Source organism: Veillonella nakazawae, assembly GCF_013393365.1.
GTDB lineage: Bacteria > Bacillota > Negativicutes > Veillonellales > Veillonellaceae > Veillonella > Veillonella nakazawae.
Map to the genome: position 1 here is coordinate 1518979 of NZ_AP022321.1, position 16506 is coordinate 1535484.

Annotated in this window: 9 protein-coding genes; 1 reads left to right on the plus strand and 8 read right to left on the minus strand. The window is 40.1% G+C overall.

The features are described 5' to 3' along the window. Positions 1 to 219: 219 nt before the first annotated feature. The 5 genes from VEIT17_RS06905 to recQ form a co-directional block, all read right to left on the minus strand. Positions 220 to 1704, minus strand: coding sequence for an aldehyde dehydrogenase family protein (locus VEIT17_RS06905; RefSeq protein ID WP_178885403.1), 1485 nt, complete (start codon positions 1702 to 1704; stop codon positions 220 to 222). A gap of 238 nt (positions 1705 to 1942) precedes the next feature. Further along, positions 1943 to 4246, minus strand: a complete 2304-nt coding sequence (locus tag VEIT17_RS06910) for a Tex family protein (protein ID WP_242013244.1) — start codon at positions 4244 to 4246, stop codon at positions 1943 to 1945. Next, a complete protein-coding gene (locus tag VEIT17_RS06915; RefSeq protein ID WP_178885405.1) occupies positions 4243 to 4737 on the minus strand; it encodes a dihydrofolate reductase in 495 nt (164 codons plus the stop codon). The genes VEIT17_RS06910 and VEIT17_RS06915 overlap by 4 nt, the downstream gene beginning before the upstream one ends. Positions 4738 to 4814: 77 nt before the next feature. Continuing rightward, entirely contained in the window at positions 4815 to 5606 is a 792-nt protein-coding gene (locus VEIT17_RS06920) for a thymidylate synthase (protein WP_178885407.1), read from the minus strand. Between the two features lie 114 nt (positions 5607 to 5720). Beyond that, positions 5721 to 7586, minus strand: coding sequence for a DNA helicase RecQ (gene recQ / locus VEIT17_RS06925; RefSeq protein WP_178885409.1), 1866 nt, complete (start codon positions 7584 to 7586; stop codon positions 5721 to 5723). A 265-nt stretch (positions 7587 to 7851) separates the two neighbouring features. Here recQ and putP point away from each other — a divergent pair, with 265 nt between their 5' ends. Next, a complete protein-coding gene (putP, locus tag VEIT17_RS06930; protein ID WP_178885411.1) occupies positions 7852 to 9339 on the plus strand; it encodes a sodium/proline symporter PutP in 1488 nt (495 codons plus the stop codon). A gap of 74 nt (positions 9340 to 9413) precedes the next feature. Here the strand turns inward: putP and VEIT17_RS06935 are convergent, their stop codons facing one another. The 3 genes from VEIT17_RS06935 to nifJ form a co-directional block, all read right to left on the minus strand. Next, entirely contained in the window at positions 9414 to 10442 is a 1029-nt protein-coding gene (locus VEIT17_RS06935; RefSeq protein WP_024066882.1) for a helix-turn-helix transcriptional regulator, read from the minus strand. Positions 10443 to 10791: 349 nt separating this feature from the next. Then, complete coding sequence (locus VEIT17_RS06940) at positions 10792 to 12408, minus strand: methyltransferase regulatory domain-containing protein (protein ID WP_178885414.1); 1617 nt, start codon at positions 12406 to 12408, stop codon at positions 10792 to 10794. 284 nt (positions 12409 to 12692) lie between these two features. Next, positions 12693 to 16229, minus strand: a complete 3537-nt coding sequence (gene nifJ, locus VEIT17_RS06945; RefSeq protein ID WP_156718891.1) for a pyruvate:ferredoxin (flavodoxin) oxidoreductase — start codon at positions 16227 to 16229, stop codon at positions 12693 to 12695. Between the last annotated feature and the right edge of the window lie 277 nt (positions 16230 to 16506).

The window sequence follows — 16506 nt, forward strand, 5'->3', positions numbered from 1 at the left end:
CTAGTATAAATATTCTTCACTATGCATTTACTCTATTTGCTTAAGTATTGTCTTAGGGTTTGATTTTCTAATGGCCCTCTCTAAACAACACGATTTTATATGGCTACAATTATAGCATACTGTATCCTTTCACAGATAATAAGCTATTGTTAATCACAAAAAAGGCACCTCCAAGGAGGTGCCTCATTGTTATAGTTTATTGGAGAAATTTATATATGATTAATCTAAATCGTAGAAACCAGATGGTTTATCGCTCAAGTTAATAATGATGTTTTTCATTTGAGTGTAGTGTTCAAGGATAACTTTGTGAGTTTCACGGCCGATACCAGATTGTTTATAGCCACCAAATGGTGCACCTGCTGGGATGGAGTTATATGTATTTACCCACATACGACCTGTTTCGATTGCTCGAGCTACGCGGATTGCGCGGTTAAGATTTTGTGTAAATACGCCACCGCCAAGACCGTATAAGCTGTCATTAGCTTGTTCGATCACTTCTTCTTCGCTGTGGAATTTAATTACAACAGCTACAGGGCCGAAGATTTCTTCGCGAGCTACGCGCATATCGTTTGTCGCATCTACGATAAGTGTAGGTCTAATGAAGCAACCTTTACCAAGTTCGCCGTCAGTAACGCGTACACCACCAGCTGCAATGCGTGCGCCTTCTTCTTTAGCAAGTTCTACATAGCTAAGTACTTTCTCAACTTGTGCTTCGTAAATCAAAGAACCAAGTTGTGTAGATTCTTCCCAAGGTAAACCAACTTTTACTTTATCAAATAAAGCGGAAAGTTCAGCTACAAATTTATCATAAATTGTATCTTGTACGAAGATACGGGAACCTGCGCAGCATACTTGACCTTGGTTGAAGAGGATGCCGAGCATTGCCCCATCAAGAGCTTGTTTCCAGTTTGCATCTTCAAAGAAGATATTCGCAGATTTACCACCTAATTCCAATGTAGCTGGAATCAAGCGTTCAGATGCTGCTTTATATACATCAAGACCTACTTCTGTAGAGCCTGTGAAAGCAAGTTTGCTGAAGCCAGGATGATCAAGGATATATTGACCAGATTTAGAACCTTTACCAGTTACGATGTTCACAACGCCTGCTGGCAAGATGTCTTTCAAAATATCGCCTAATACTAAAAGGCTAAGGGATGTATGGCTAGAAGGTTTAATTACAACTGTACAACCTGCTGCAAGAGCTGGTGCCAATTTCCAAGCAGCCATTAGGAATGGGAAGTTCCAAGGCACGACTTGACCTACAACGCCAATCGGTTCGCGAACGATGAGGCTCAATGTATTTTCGTCAAATACTTGTGCAGAGCCTTCTTCGGAACGAAGCACGCCAGCGAAGTAACGGAAATGGTCAGCGCCAAGTGGAATATCTACGTTCAAAGTTTCACGGATTGGTTTACCATTGTCATATGTTTCAACTTGTGCCAAATACTCTTTATGAGCATCGATAGCGTCAGCAATTTTTAACAAGTAATCAGCGCGATCTACTTGAGATACTGTTTTCCAAGTTTTAAAAGCTTCTGTTGCAGCGTCTACCGCTTTATCAACATCGTCTTTCGTAGCCTCTGCACAGATAGCAAGTTGTTCGCCATTAGCAGGGTTATATACATTAAATTCAGCGCCGTCAGATGCAGCTACCCATTCATTATTAATTAAAAGTCCATATCTTTCTTTAAGGTTCAAGCTCATAGCATTACCTCCTATGTAGGAATATAGATTGAGGAAGATTTCCTCTGTGATTTCATCATACTCCTTATATCTAAATATTTCAATCAGATATATCATTTTCGATATATCTGTTCTGCATTATTATACATAGTTTTAAGTTATATAGAAAAACCGCACCCTCAAAATCCATAGTGAGTGCGGTTTTGTGTACAATGACTTTTAGTCAAAAGTATTTCTCAATAATATAATTCAATTGATACTAATTGTTTTGACGACCACCATTGTTACGGTTATTGTTACGGTTATTGTTACGGTTATTGTTTCGGTTATTATTACGATCGTTGTTTCGGCGTTGTCCGTTGTTATTTCTGTTTCGGTTATTATCGCTATTCTTTGGCTTTTCTAGTTGTAATGCTTTTACAGATAAACCGATACGATTACGTTTTACATCAACAGAAATAATTTGAGCTTCAATGATATCGCCTACAGCCAGCACATCAGATGGATGTTGACGGCTATTACATAATTCACTGCGATGTAAAAGACCATTAGTTTTAAGACCAAAGTCTACAAAGGCACCAAAATCAACTACGTTGTGAACAGTACCTTTTACAACAGTACCAACTTGAATATCTTCAAGGCTTACTACATGTTTTCTAGTAAGTGGTGCTGGCAAATCTTCACGAGGGTCACGACCTGGTTTTGCCAAAGCCCCTAAGATATCTCGTACTGTTGGTACACCTGCATCGAGTTTTGCGGCCATTTTTCCGGCATCAACAAGTGGTAATTTCACTTGTAATGCTTCCAATTGCGCTTTGTCTTGCAAATCTTTCAAGGTAAAACCTAATTCACCAATAATGCGTTCTGCCAATTCATAAGACTCAGGATGGACAGATGTATTATCTAATGGATTTTTACCGTGTTGCAAGCGAAGGAAGCCCGCACATTGTGTAAACGCCGCAGGGCCTAAGCGAGGTACTTTCAACAATTCTTTACGGCTTTTAAATACACCATTCTCTTGACGATATGCAACGATATTTTTAGCCACTGTACTAGAAATACCTGCAATATGTTGCAAAATAGCAGGAGATGCAGTATTGAGCTCTACCCCAACGTGGTTTACTACAGTTTCAACGACTTGATCTAAGGTATGAGTCAATTGTTTTTGGTTTACGTCATGTTGGTATTGACCTACGCCGATAGATTTAGGATCAATTTTAACGGATTCAGCCAATGGATCTTGCACGCGGCGTGCAATGGATACGGCACCGCGAATTGTTACGTCTAAATCTGGTAATTCATCGATAGCCAATTTAGATGCGGAGTACACAGATGCACCTGCTTCATTAGTAATGATGTAGTGGCAGTCTAATTTCTCCTCTTCAATCATAGTAGATGCAAACTGCTCTGTTTCGTAGGATGCAGTACCATTACCGATAGATAAGAGGGTAACTTTGAACTTACGAATTTTATCAGCCAATACCTTTTGTGCTTCCTTGCGAAGCTTTTCACTATTTGTTAAATAGTAGGCACCGTAATCGAGCACATTACCTTGTTGATCGATGATGGCCATCTTACAACCTGTGCGGTAACCAGGGTCAAGTCCCATAATAACATGGCCTGCCAAAGGTGGTTGTAACAATAGGTTTTTAAGGTTTACACCAAACACCTTGATAGCTTGCTCGTCCGCATTTTCCGTCAACTCATTGCGGATATCGCGCTCTAGAGCAGGGAAAATTAAACGTTTGTACGCATCTGCTACGGCCGCGGCTTTATAATCTACGAAGATAGACTTTGGATTTTTCTCTAACTTTTGCACCATATAAGCAACATATGTATCGCCCGGTACGGTAAGGGCTAATTTTAAGGCCCCTAATTTTTCACCGCGATTAACGGCCAAGATACGGTGAGACGGCATTTGACGAACAGGCTCCGCATATTCTGCATATTGCAAGAATTGTTGTTGTACCTCTTCGTCACCGGTTAACTCAGCTTGAATAAAGCCTTCGTTCCACATCTTTTTACGCAAGTACGCACGGAAGTCAGCACTATCACTAACGATTTCCGCTACGATATCAGATGCACCTTGAATAGCGTCTTCTGGGGTTGGCACCTCTTCCGTTACAAAGTCTTTAGCAATCTCTAATGGATCACCAGAGGTAACCGTATCATTAAGGATCATTTCCGCCAACGGCTCTAAGCCTCGTTCACGGGCAATCATGGCGCGTGTACGTTTCTTAGGACGATACGGTAAATACAAATCCTCTAATTCTTGAAGCTTTGTGGCAGCCTCTAAGGCTTTCATCAACTCGTCGGTCATCTTTTCTTGCTCTGTAATAGATGCAATGATTTCTTGGCGACGTGTTTCCAAGTTGCGCAGATATTTAATGCGTTCTTCAATGGTGCGCAATTGCTCATCTTGCAATTCGCCCGTTACCTCTTTACGGTAACGCGCAATAAATGGCACCGTATTGCCTTCGTCTAATAATTCTACGGCAGCTTGCACCTGCTTTGGCTTAACATTTAATTCACTGCCTATAATGGCAAACATTCTTTCACTCATTTAGATGCCTTTCTGCGATAGGTTACAAAACGATGAGGATATGTATTCTTCTCATCCACCACGCCGTCTACAACGGATTCAAGGGTGAAAGCCTCCTCTGAGAACTCTGGGAAAAATGCATCCCCTTCAAATTCGTGGTCTACTTCTGTAATGTACATCGTATCTACGTAAGGCAAGAAAGCCTCGTATACTTGAGCACCGCCGATAACATAGGCCGCATCAAGAACACGCGCTGCTTCTGCAGCCGCCTCAGGACTATGGAAAATCTTAACTCCTTCTGGCGCATCAAAGCCCTTATCACGGGTAATCACCCAGTGCTCACGATTTGGCAACAAGAACGGCAAACTTTCAAAGGTCTTACGGCCCATAATGATGACATGACCTGTAGTTTTCTCTTTAAAGAATTTCAAATCATTCGGCAAGTGCCAAATCAAGGTATTATCTTTACCGATCACACGATTATGTGCTACGGCTACGATTAATGCTAACATATCGGCCTCTTTCGATTAATACTATATAGCAACAGTCATACATATAATTCCATTTAGCTATGGACATGAACTCAGTTCTATACGGCAACAGTCATGGACAGTTTACCTAGATGTTCATACCCGTCTAATGTAATGTCCTCTGGTGTGAAATCATAAAAGTCTTTTATTTCAGGATTCACAATAATTTTTGGAGCTGGCAACGCTTGATCGCGACGTGCTAACTGCTCGCGCAATGCTTCTACATGGTTTTCATAGACATGAGCATTGTTGATAACATGAGTAAATTTACCAGGTTTGAGACCTGTTACTTGAGCGATCATACATTGTAACGCTGCATATTGAGCGGTATTGAATGGAACGCCAAGGCCCATATCGCCACTGCGTTGAATGAGCATGCAGTTCAAGTGTCCATCAGCTACATCCCATAATGTTTCATACGCACATGGTTGCAATGCCATATCATCTAAATCTTCAATATTCCACAATGTAACAATCATACGACGGCTATCAGGATCTTCCTTGATAGTCTTGATGAGATTATCAAGTTGTTTGTACTTTGCAATTTGGTAACCATAGGCCTTACCAATGGTACCATCTTCACGCATCCACTCATCCCATACGCGCACGTTCATTTCTTGTAATTTACGTACATCGTTAGACTGCATTTGCCAAATCCATAACAATTCTTTTACCGCCGTTTTGAAAGCTACAAATTTTGTAGTTAAAATTGGGAATTCCTCTTGCAAGTCAAATTGCATAATTTGATGTGGCAATTTATAAGTTGCAACACCGGTACGGTTTTGACCATACGTGCCATGTTCTAAAATATTTTCAATAATACCGAGGTATTGTGTATCTGCTAGACTCATATGTCCCCCTAAATCTATGTATAATACGTCGAATAATACTAACCTATATCTTACAATATATAGTACTATCATACTAAAAAATACATAGTACTACCATATATACAGTAAAATTTATTATCCCTTATATTCTGCAATGGCCTGTAAAAAACTGAGGCCATATTTTTTCAATTTTGCTTCCCCTACACCCTTAACATTGCCAAACTCACCTAATGTAGTGGGTCGTAAATTGGCTAGGTCAATAAGCACTGTATCGGGGAAGATAAGATATGGTCGAAGCCCTGCCTCTTCGGCTAAGCGCTTGCGATGTTGTCGTAAATGTTCAAATAAACCACCCGCCCCAGAACTAGATTTTCCTCGTGATGTAGTAGACGTAGACCGACTAGTTCTAGATGGTACAGACACATGTTGCCTGATTTCCTCCACCTCTTTATGCCCACCGAGGACCTCCTCAGCGCCAGCCGTCAAAGATAGCACAGGATACTTACCTGAAGAACTACGCAAATAACCAGAAGCTACAAATTGTTGAATGAGCCCTTTAATAGATTTCTCGTCTACATTACTTAGTAAACCAAATACAGGGAGTGCATCGTGGCCTGCTCGCATAATGCGATCAGTTCGCTCACCGCGCACGATAGAGGTAATCATAGAAGCACCATAGCGCTCATCAGTGCCCATAATAGCACGGAAGATAGCCTTTGCCTCTTTTGTTACATTTACCTTATCACCGGAGCCTTTACAGGAACTACAATTATCGCAAGTAGTCCAAACGGTGCTTTCACCAAAATAGTTAAGCATATATTTACGTAAACAATTACTGCAGAAACAGTAATCAATCATAGACTGTAACTTGCGGAGCTCCACCTCTTGTCGCTCAGGTGTCTCGATGGACTGTTCAATCAAATATTTATGAACCTGTACATCCTGCCCACTGTAGAGCAAGATACATTCTGCAGGAGCTCCATCGCGACCTGCACGGCCCGCCTCTTGATAGTAGGACTCCATGTTGCGCGGCATTTGGTAATGCAACACATAGCGCACATTACTCTTGTCGATACCCATACCAAAGGCATTGGTAGCCACCATGACCTGTAGTTTATCATCTGCATAAGCATTTTGCATCTCACGGCGCACCTCATCGCTGAGACCTCCATGATAATGGCCCACCTTAATGCCTGCACGGGTTAGATTTTCGTACACTCGATCTACATCCTTACGCGTCGCACAGTAAATAATACCATTTTCATTGGCATGTTGGCGTACATAGTGAACCACATAATCCATGCGCTTAGGTGTACGGATGACAGAGAAGGATAAATTAGGCCGATCAAAGCCCGTTACGTACACATTCGCATTATCTAAACCTAATAGTTTCTTGATATCATTTTCTACATATTTCGTCGCCGTCGCTGTGAAAGCACCTACAATAGGCCTTTTAGGCAGTGAATTCAGCCACTCACCGATGAGGCGATAGGACGGTCTAAAGTCATGGCCCCACTCGGAGATACAATGAGCCTCGTCCACAATGACTTGAGCAATAGGCAACGCTCTTAGCACATTACAGAAGAAATTAGAACCTAGTCGCTCCGGTGCAATATATAAGAGTTTAATCTTACCGCTACGCACTTCGTACATCGTTTTATTAAACTCCGCTTGCGTAAGCGTACTATTGATGAGCGCTGCTGGTATATTCTGCACTAACAAGCCATCTACTTGGTCTTTCATAAGAGAAATCAGTGGTGAAAATACGATAGTAAGCCCCGATTTGCAGAGTGCAGGTATCTGAAAACAGATAGACTTACCTGCCCCCGTCGGCATGATACCGATTACATCTTCATTGCGTAATAAGGAGGCAATGGGAGCCTCTTGAGCCGGTCTAAAGGAGGTATACCCAAAGTAAGTTTCTAACATGCGTAGTGCTTGTTGTTTTGTCACAACTGGTTGTTTTAGATTTTCTTGTTTTCTTGTCCCCTGTTGATCCATGAGTACCTCCTTTCACGTGTCATTTTTCCATTCTATTATTTTATCATATTTCGAGTATTTTCGGTTTATTAGTATATACGATTTATAGGTTAACCGTCTAATACCCAAGATGAAAGTATATGCTTAAAATTCGTATAGAAATCAATAGAATCTCACAAAATTTTTACACTCTAAAGTGCTAATATATGATACAATAAGAATTATTTATAATACTATAGAATGAAAATTTAACCTAAAATTTAACCTAAGGAGGTCTTATATAGGCATGACACAAGACAACTTAATGATTATCATCGCCTTTGCCTTATACCTAGGACTCATGATGTATATCGGGGTCTACTATTACAGGAAATCTAACAGCATTGGTGATTACATTCTCGGTGGCCGACAACTAGGACCATGGATTACAGCACTTAGTGCGGAAGCATCAGATATGAGTGGTTGGATGCTCATGGGGGTGCCTGGCCTAGCGTATACTACGGGGATTTCTGGTGTATGGATTGCCGTAGGTCTCACATTAGGTACATGGGCAAACTGGAAATTTGTTTCTAGACGCTTGCGTAACCATACTGAGGTAGCTAGTGACAGTTTAACTTTACCGGACTATTTAAAAAATCGTTTCCACGATCAATCTCATTCGGTAGCCGTTATCTCCGCCCTATTTATCTTGATTTTCTTCTTGATTTATACATCATCAGGATTCGTAGCAGGTGGCAAACTGTTCAACACCATCTTTGGTCTTGATTACACTGTATCTCTATTTATTACAGCGGGTATCGTCGTATTCTACACATTCCTCGGCGGCTTCCTCGCCGTATCTTGGACAGATTGTATTCAAGGGGCATTGATGTTCTTCGCTATCTTAGCGGTACCAATTACAGCTGCCATGTTTATGGGTGGTCCTATTGAAACATTCCAACTTATTCAACACGAGTTTCCTCAAGGACTTAGCCTATTCGGTGATCCATCTGATTGGTTCACTTGGATTATTGGCTTGATTTCTTCTCTTGGTTGGGGGCTTGGCTACTTCGGTCAACCTCATATCCTCGTAAGATTCATGGCTATCTCTGATGCTAAAGAGCTTAAGAAATCTACAAACATCGCCATGGTTTGGGTTATCTTATCCCTTATGGCAGCCATTGCAGTTGGCCTCATTGGTCACGTATATATGTTGCCAGATAAATTGGTAGGCACTGATGCAGAAACTGTATTCCTTATCATGACAGAGCGTCTCTTTACACCATTTGTAGCAGGTCTCATCTGGTCTGCAGTACTTGCAGCTATCATGAGTACTGCCTCTGCACAATTGTTAGTAACAGCTTCCGCTATTGCTAATGACCTCTATGCAAATATTATTCATCCTAAAGCAGGCGATAAGGAGCTTGTACTAGTAAGCCGTATCGTAGTACTTATCGTAGCATTGATTGCCATCTATATGGCAATGGATCCAGATAGCTACATCTTAACAATGGTTGCCTATGCATGGGCAGGCTTTGGTGCTGCCTTTGGTCCAGCCATCTTGTTCTCCTTGTTCTGGAAACGCATGACACGTCATGGCTGTATCGCTGGTATCGTAGTTGGTGGTTTAACAGTACTAATTTGGAAACAATTTGAATTCCTTGGTCTATACGAAATCGTGCCAGGCTTCCTCTTCTCTTCCATCGCTATCTATGTAGTGAGTATCATGGGTAAATTACCTCCTCGTCCAGTTCTTAAGGACTATCGCGAAGCAGAAAAAATGCATGTTCTATAAATCAGAAATCGGACGTTTAAAATAGCATACATAAAAATAGAGCTAGTTGATTCAACGATCAACTAGCTCTTTTATTATGAGTATTGTGCTAAGCCTTCCTTAATAGCTTCTTTCACTTCTGCTACCAAGGATGCTGGTGAAAGTACTTTTACACTTTGCATATATTGAAGTGCCCAATACTTAAAGGCATCATGATTTACACGTACACGGCATACAACATCATCAGATGTGACGTTGGTAAATTCCACATTGCCATCAAACCAATCTAAAATTTGGTTTACAATAGACCGCTTTGCCTTAAAACTTACGGTAACGGATTCACCGCCGAACATGTAAATATGTTCTTTTACATATTGTGATACATTAAAGGTGCGTTGCTGATTATAGCCCTTTATCTCCCGCAAAGGTTTTCTACGTTCGCTCAGCACCGTAATGTGTGCAATTCGATCGACACGCAATGTAGACATGTCATCATAATTTTCATGGTTCCCAACTAGGTAATAGTGTCCCCGATTCATAACTAGTTGGAATGGATTGAATACATACTTTCGCTCCTTATTATCTGGACCAAGATTGATATGTAATCGTTTATCCACGTCAGGTTGGCAATAAGCCAAGGAAATTTTTCTTCCCTTTTGTATCGCTTCTTCTATGAGATCAATATTAAGGAATAAGTCCTGACTTCTATGAAGGTAACCCGTAGCACTTTCAATATCAATACCATGGGGCTTGAAATGAGAGCTACCCAATTTAGCAACACGACTAATTAAATCCTTACGTTGAGATGCGGTAATATGACGAGATGCCAAAATACCGTCAATTAATAATCTCAATTCTGAATCTTCAAAGGTATGAATCATATAGAAATCAGTACGGCGAATAGTACCATCCGATCCTACGGCAGACTCTTCACATTGAATACCAAAATCACCAGATTCATATAAATCATTTAAATGACGGCCTAAGGTCTTCCGATCGACGGATACCTCGTACCGCTCGGCTAATATACTGCGAATCTCCTCTTGAGATAAAGTATGATTAGCATCCGTTTCACTTTTCAGGATTTCTAGTATATATACTAGAACGGCCTTCTTAGATGCCATAAAAGACTCCTTTTACAAATAATACAATAAAAACAACATTGTAACTAATACAATTTATAATATCATCCACAACACATCGGATGATGTTCACAAAAATACCCATACATAGTATACCACACTTTTCATATATGGTTCATTTATTTCTCATTAATTTTATCGATTTACTATACTTTTTTGGCAATATTAAATAACTAAATGTAATAATTATTAAAAAAGATTAAATTAAATTATATAAAACAAAAACCCATTACTACTTAATACACATAAATGTTATAAGTATAATGGGTTTTATATTTATTCTGAAGATTATATGAATCACCAAAATATTATCTTAGAAATTTAAAACGAATTACGAAAGACCATCATTTTTCTTACTTCTAATAAAGCCTAATTGCTCCATACGCTTCGTCAATTCATTATAGAATGCTTCCGCCATGGCATTTTGATGTTTACCAGTTTGGGCCTTATCAACGCTAAAGAGAGAATCTTTAATCTTCTTAATCATCGTAGACTTGGCTTTAGGCTTATTCAATAATTCCATGAACAATAAATCTTCTTCAGAAATATCACCAACAGCGTCATTGAACATATTTGCACCATAAATATATTCACTACCACCATCAGCAATAGCTTTTACAAAGTTTGTAAAACGAGCTGGTACATAGGATAAGCCCTCCATATATTCCTGTTTATCAGGGAATGTTTTATAGAATCGAATACCACCGCGTACCATATGTTCAACGATAGCTTTATATAAACTACATACAGCTGATTCTAAGTCATCTTCAGATGCATTAGCAGTATCATGAGCAGCTTTTAAAATGGCAAGGGCTTCGATCATATTGAAAGTGCCTCCATCTTTAATGAGCGCTTGGAATGTATCTCGTACAAGCTCATTTTCAAACATTTTTAATGCTTCTTCATCAAAGAGGATTTGGAATACAAAACTATTTACGATAGACCGTACAGGTACTGTATTCACCTTATCTGGATTAGCTATATCATAGCTAATATCCTTTGCAGCACTTTCTTTGCAAATAATAGACTTGCGGAATGTTGTATCAAGCATAAAGTCTAAATATTGTTCTTGATCAGCTTGGCTATTAGGAGCCAATTTTTCAAGTTTATCGGCGATGCTTTCATCATAGGTACGAACCATGGATAATGTTAAATCTGCATCACATACATAGCTAAGATTGTGAGCTTTTAAATGATCATTGAATTGATAGAAGTAACATGGATCATTATGAGGTTCTAAATGGTCATGACCTACATAATAATCATCCTTTTGCATAACGGAACGCAAGGCACCTAAGAATTTACTATTACGCTCTTTAAGGTTATCATAATTAAGAATTTGAGCACCTACTAGACTACCTACAGTTTTACCGCGTAATACCTTTTCCTTATGAGTCAACTCATCATAACCACGATTAGCAAATAGCATAAGTTGACGAACCTCTTCCATCGTATGCCAACCTGGGTATGTATTATAGGATACATATGCAATGCCATTATCAGCCAAATGATGGGATATAATATCAAGCAACTTATCCTTCATTTCATCGCTAATCCAAGAGTAAAAACCATGGGCAATAATATAATCAAAGTTTCCTAAGGATTCGTCAAAGTTCAAAATATCCCCTTGCAATAGAGATACATTATCTAACTTGGCATCACTAATAATTTTGTTGCCCTTCTCTACTTGATCTTGGGAAAGCTCAATACCTATAAATGTTGCTTCTGGATTATGCACAGCTTGAGAAATAATATTTCCCCCATATGTAGCACCTAATTCAAGTACACGTGCTGTTTTAGCCGTTGGTGGCTTAAGACCTACAAGTGTACCATACGCTTCCAAATAAGCAGGTGTAGTAAAAGGAAATGGATAAGATTTATAGCCTAACTCTTTATATATTGTTTGTTGCATATCGTCTGTTGCGATCTGTTGATTATCCTTAGCCATAAGCACCTCTATGTTTACTATTAAAGTTATCAAATCATATATCAGTACAATATACATAGTAGTATATGCACAACTATTTAATATTATATCAAATTCCTAGTATATTACCTATTGTGAAAGCATTAGTAATTCAGGAACTAGCTATTCAAGAAATGACCGCATTAATTTAAGATACAATAAAATAAATTCCACATATAGTTAACTATATTATATACAAGATTATATACAAAAGAGGCACCCTCGAAAGGGTGCCTCTTATTAGTTCTTAGTCGTTAAATAACGAATTATTTTACGTCTTCGAAACCTTTTTGTAAGCGAACATAGCTTAAGCGACGATCTTTAGCGTCTTGTTCAGTTTTAGCGAACAATTCTTCTGCAACATCTGGAGCTGCTTTAGCCAAGGATGCGTAACGAACTTCACCTTTAAGGAAGTCTTGGAAGTTTTCAGTTGGTTCTTTGGAATCCAAGGAGAATGGATTTTTACCTTCTTCTTTAAGTTGAGGGTTGTATCTGTAAAGATCCCAGTAACCAGCTGCAACTGCTTTACGTTGTTCTTCTTGAGCTTTACCCATACCAGCTTTGATACCATGGTTGATACATGGGCTGTAAGCGATGATCAAGGATGGACCTGGATATGCTTCAGCTTCTGCAACAGCTTTCATCAATTGGTTTTTATCTGCACCCATAGCTACTTGTGCTACGTATACATAACCATAAGACATAGCCATCATGCCAAGGTCTTTTTTCTTAGTACGTTTACCAGAAGCTGCGAATTGAGCAACTGCTGCGATATTAGTGGATTTGGAAGCTTGACCACCAGTGTTGGAGTATACTTCAGTATCGAATACGAAGATGTTGATGTCTTCGCCGGAAGCTAATACATGGTCAACACCGCCGAAGCCGATATCGTATGCCCAACCATCACCACCGAAGATCCAGTGGGAACGTTTGATCAAGAATTGTTTTTTCTCAAGAATTTCTTTTAATTCTGGAGTTGTAGCACCTTCAGCTTCGATAGCTGCTACTAAACGTTCGGAACGTTGACGAGTTGCTGCACCAAGGTTAGCGAATTCGATCCATTGTTCCAAAGCTTCTTTCAATTCGCCTGTAGCAGTTTCTACAGCTTTAGCAGCTAATTCTACTAATTGTTGACGAATTTTCTTAACGCCGATGTACATACCATAACCATACTCAGCATTATCTTCGAACAAGGAGTTTGCCCAAGAAGGACCTTGACCTTGTTGGTTAGTTGTGTATGGAGATGCAGGCATGGAAGCACCCCAGATAGAGGAACAACCAGTTGCATTGGCAATCATCATGCGGTCGCCGAACAATTGAGTTAACAATTTAGCGTAAGGAGTTTCACCACAACCTGCGCAAGCACCGGAGAACTCGAACAATGGTTGTTCGAATTGGGAACCTTTAACAGTTTCCTTCTTCATAGGGTTTTCTTTTACAGGAAGGTTAACACCGTAGTTCCATGCTTCAGCTTGTTCGATTTCGGAATCGATGGAAGTCATTACGATAGCTTTGCCTTTAGGAGCTGGACAGATATCAACACAGTTACCGCAACCCAAGCAATCTAATGGGGATACTGCGATACGGAATTGAAGGTCTTTAGCGCCCAATGCAGGGATTGTATCGAAATGTTCTGGAGCTGCAGCCACTTCTGCTTCAGTTGCCAAGATTGGACGAATTGTAGCATGTGGACATACGAAGGAACATTGGTTACATTGGATACAGTTTTCTGGTAACCATTTTGGAACGAACAATGCAGGACCGCGTTTTTCGAATTTAGCAGTACCAGCAGGTAATGTACCATCTTCGTAACCAGCGAATGTGGATACAGGAAGATCATAACCAGCTTGTGCATTGATTGGTTGTGCAATGTTTTGAACGAAGGATGGGCAAGATTCGCAACCAGGTTTAACTGCGTGGCCGCCTTCATCAACAGCGTTTTTCCAGTCAGCAGGAACATCTACTTTTACCAAAGCGTTAACGCCTTGATCGATAGCAGCGTTGTTCATGTCAACGATATTTTGACCTTTTTTACCGTAAGAAGTTACTACGGATTCTTTAAGGTATTTAACAGCGTCATCTACAGGGATGATTTCAGTCAATTTGAAGAATGCAGCTTGAGTTACCATGTTGATACGACCGCCCAAACCGATTTCGGAAGCGATTTTCGCAGCGTTGATGATGTAGAAGTTCAATTCTTTTTCTGCGATTTGACGACGTAATTTAGCAGGTAAATGTTCGTTCAATTCTTCAGGAGACCAAGTACAGTTCAACAAGAATGTACCGCCTTTTTTGATACCGCGGATCAAGTCGTATTCATGTACGTAAGATTGACGGTGACATGCTACGAATTGAGGTTCAGTTACCAAGTATGGCAAGTTGATTGGGTTTTTACCAAAACGAAGGTGAGACATTGTTACGCCACCAGATTTTTTGGAGTCGTAATCGAAGTATGCTTGAGCATACATGTCAGTGTGGTCACCGATGATTTTGATAGCGGATTTGTTCGCACCTACAGTACCGTCAGAACCGAAGCCCCAGAATTTACATTCAGTCAAACCAGGAGTTTCAACTTCTACGCCTTCAGCACGATCCAAGGACAAGAATGTAACATCATCATTGATACCCAATGTGAAGAATTTCTTGCCGTTTTCAGCAGCCAAGTTATCGAATACAGATACGATGTCTGCAGGGATAACGTCTTTGGAGCTCAAACCATAACGACCAGCGATAACTTTTACGTTACGGCCACCGTCGATTACAGCAGCTTGTACGTCCAAGAACAATGGTTCAGCCAAAGCGCCTGGTTCTTTAGTACGGTCAAGAACTGCAATGCGTTCTACTGTTTGAGGAAGAGCTTTCAACAAACGATCTGTTGCGAATGGACGGAACAAGTGAACGTTGATGAAACCAACTTTACGGCCCAATTTGTTTAAGTAGTCAACAGTGGATTGAACTACTTGAGCGGAGGAACCCATAGTTACGATTACATCAGTTGCATCAGGAGCACCATGGTAGTTGAACAATTGGTAGTTAGTACCAGCCAATTTGTTAACTTCGTTCATGTAATGTTCTACAACGTCAGGAACGTTCAAGTAGAATTTGTTGGATGCTTCGCGATGTTGGAAGTAAACGTCAGGGTTTTCTGCAGTACCACGAGTTACAGGAGCATCTGGGTTCAAAGCATTTTTACGGAAAGCTTTAACAGCGTCCATATCTACTAATGGTTTCAAATCTTCATAGTCCCAGATTTCAATTTTTTGAATTTCATGGGATGTACGGAAACCGTCGAAGAAGTTGATGAATGGTACACGAGTTTTAATAGCTGTCAAGTGAGCTACAGCGGACAAGTCCATTACTTCTTGTACGGAGGATTCAGCAAGCATAGCGCAGCCAGCTGCACGAGCAGCCATTACGTCTTGATGGTCACCGAAGATAGCCAAAGCGTGTGCAGCCAATGCACGAGCAGCTACTTGGAATACACCTGGAAGTAATTCGCCTGCTACTTTGTATAAGTTAGGAAGCATCAATAACAAACCTTGGGAAGATGTGAAAGTTGTTGTTAATGCACCAGCTTGTAAAGAACCGTGAGTTGCGGCAGCAGCACCTGCTTCAGATTGCATTTCTACAACTTGAACAGTGTTGCCGAAGATGTTTTTACGACCAGACGCAGCCCATTCGTCAATGTGTTCTGGCATTGGGGAAGATGGAGTGATTGGGTAAATCGCAGCAACTTCTGTAAAACCATAAGAAACGTGAGCAGCCGCTTGGTTGCCGTCCATAGTTTTAAATTTACGACTCATGTGATTATTGCCTCCTTAAGCATTTAGCAAAAATAGAACACTTGCTTAATCTATCATTATGTTTAGGAATAACAACCATTACAAACTTGCGCACATGAAAAAATAATGCAATAATATATATGTTATATATAATATGGCATTATGTGTGAACATACTTTTGTATTGGGCACAACCATAATTCCTAATATCATAACTTGATATAGCCCTATATGCACATTATAACGTGCTGGGCCCTATCAACGCAACACATACAATGACTGTCGCTTTGCCAATATTG

Bases quoted from the DNA above. Each gene is read 5' to 3' on its own strand.
- VEIT17_RS06910 (WP_242013244.1), bottom strand. From the start codon at position 4,246: ATGAGTGAAAGAATGTTTGCCATTATAGGCAGTGAATTAAATGTTAAG.
- VEIT17_RS06920 (WP_178885407.1), bottom strand. From the start codon at position 5,606: ATGAGTCTAGCAGATACACAATACCTCGGTATTATTGAAAATATTTTA.
- nifJ (WP_156718891.1), bottom strand. From the start codon at position 16,229: ATGAGTCGTAAATTTAAAACTATGGACGGCAACCAAGCGGCTGCTCAC.
- VEIT17_RS06905 (WP_178885403.1), bottom strand. From the start codon at position 1,704: ATGAGCTTGAACCTTAAAGAAAGATATGGACTTTTAATTAATAATGAA.
- recQ (WP_178885409.1), bottom strand. From the start codon at position 7,586: ATGGATCAACAGGGGACAAGAAAACAAGAAAATCTAAAACAACCAGTT.
- VEIT17_RS06915 (WP_178885405.1), bottom strand. From the start codon at position 4,737: ATGTTAGCATTAATCGTAGCCGTAGCACATAATCGTGTGATCGGTAAA.
- VEIT17_RS06940 (WP_178885414.1), bottom strand. From the start codon at position 12,408: ATGGCTAAGGATAATCAACAGATCGCAACAGACGATATGCAACAAACA.
- VEIT17_RS06935 (WP_024066882.1), bottom strand. From the start codon at position 10,442: ATGGCATCTAAGAAGGCCGTTCTAGTATATATACTAGAAATCCTGAAA.
- putP (WP_178885411.1), top strand. From the start codon at position 7,852: ATGACACAAGACAACTTAATGATTATCATCGCCTTTGCCTTATACCTA.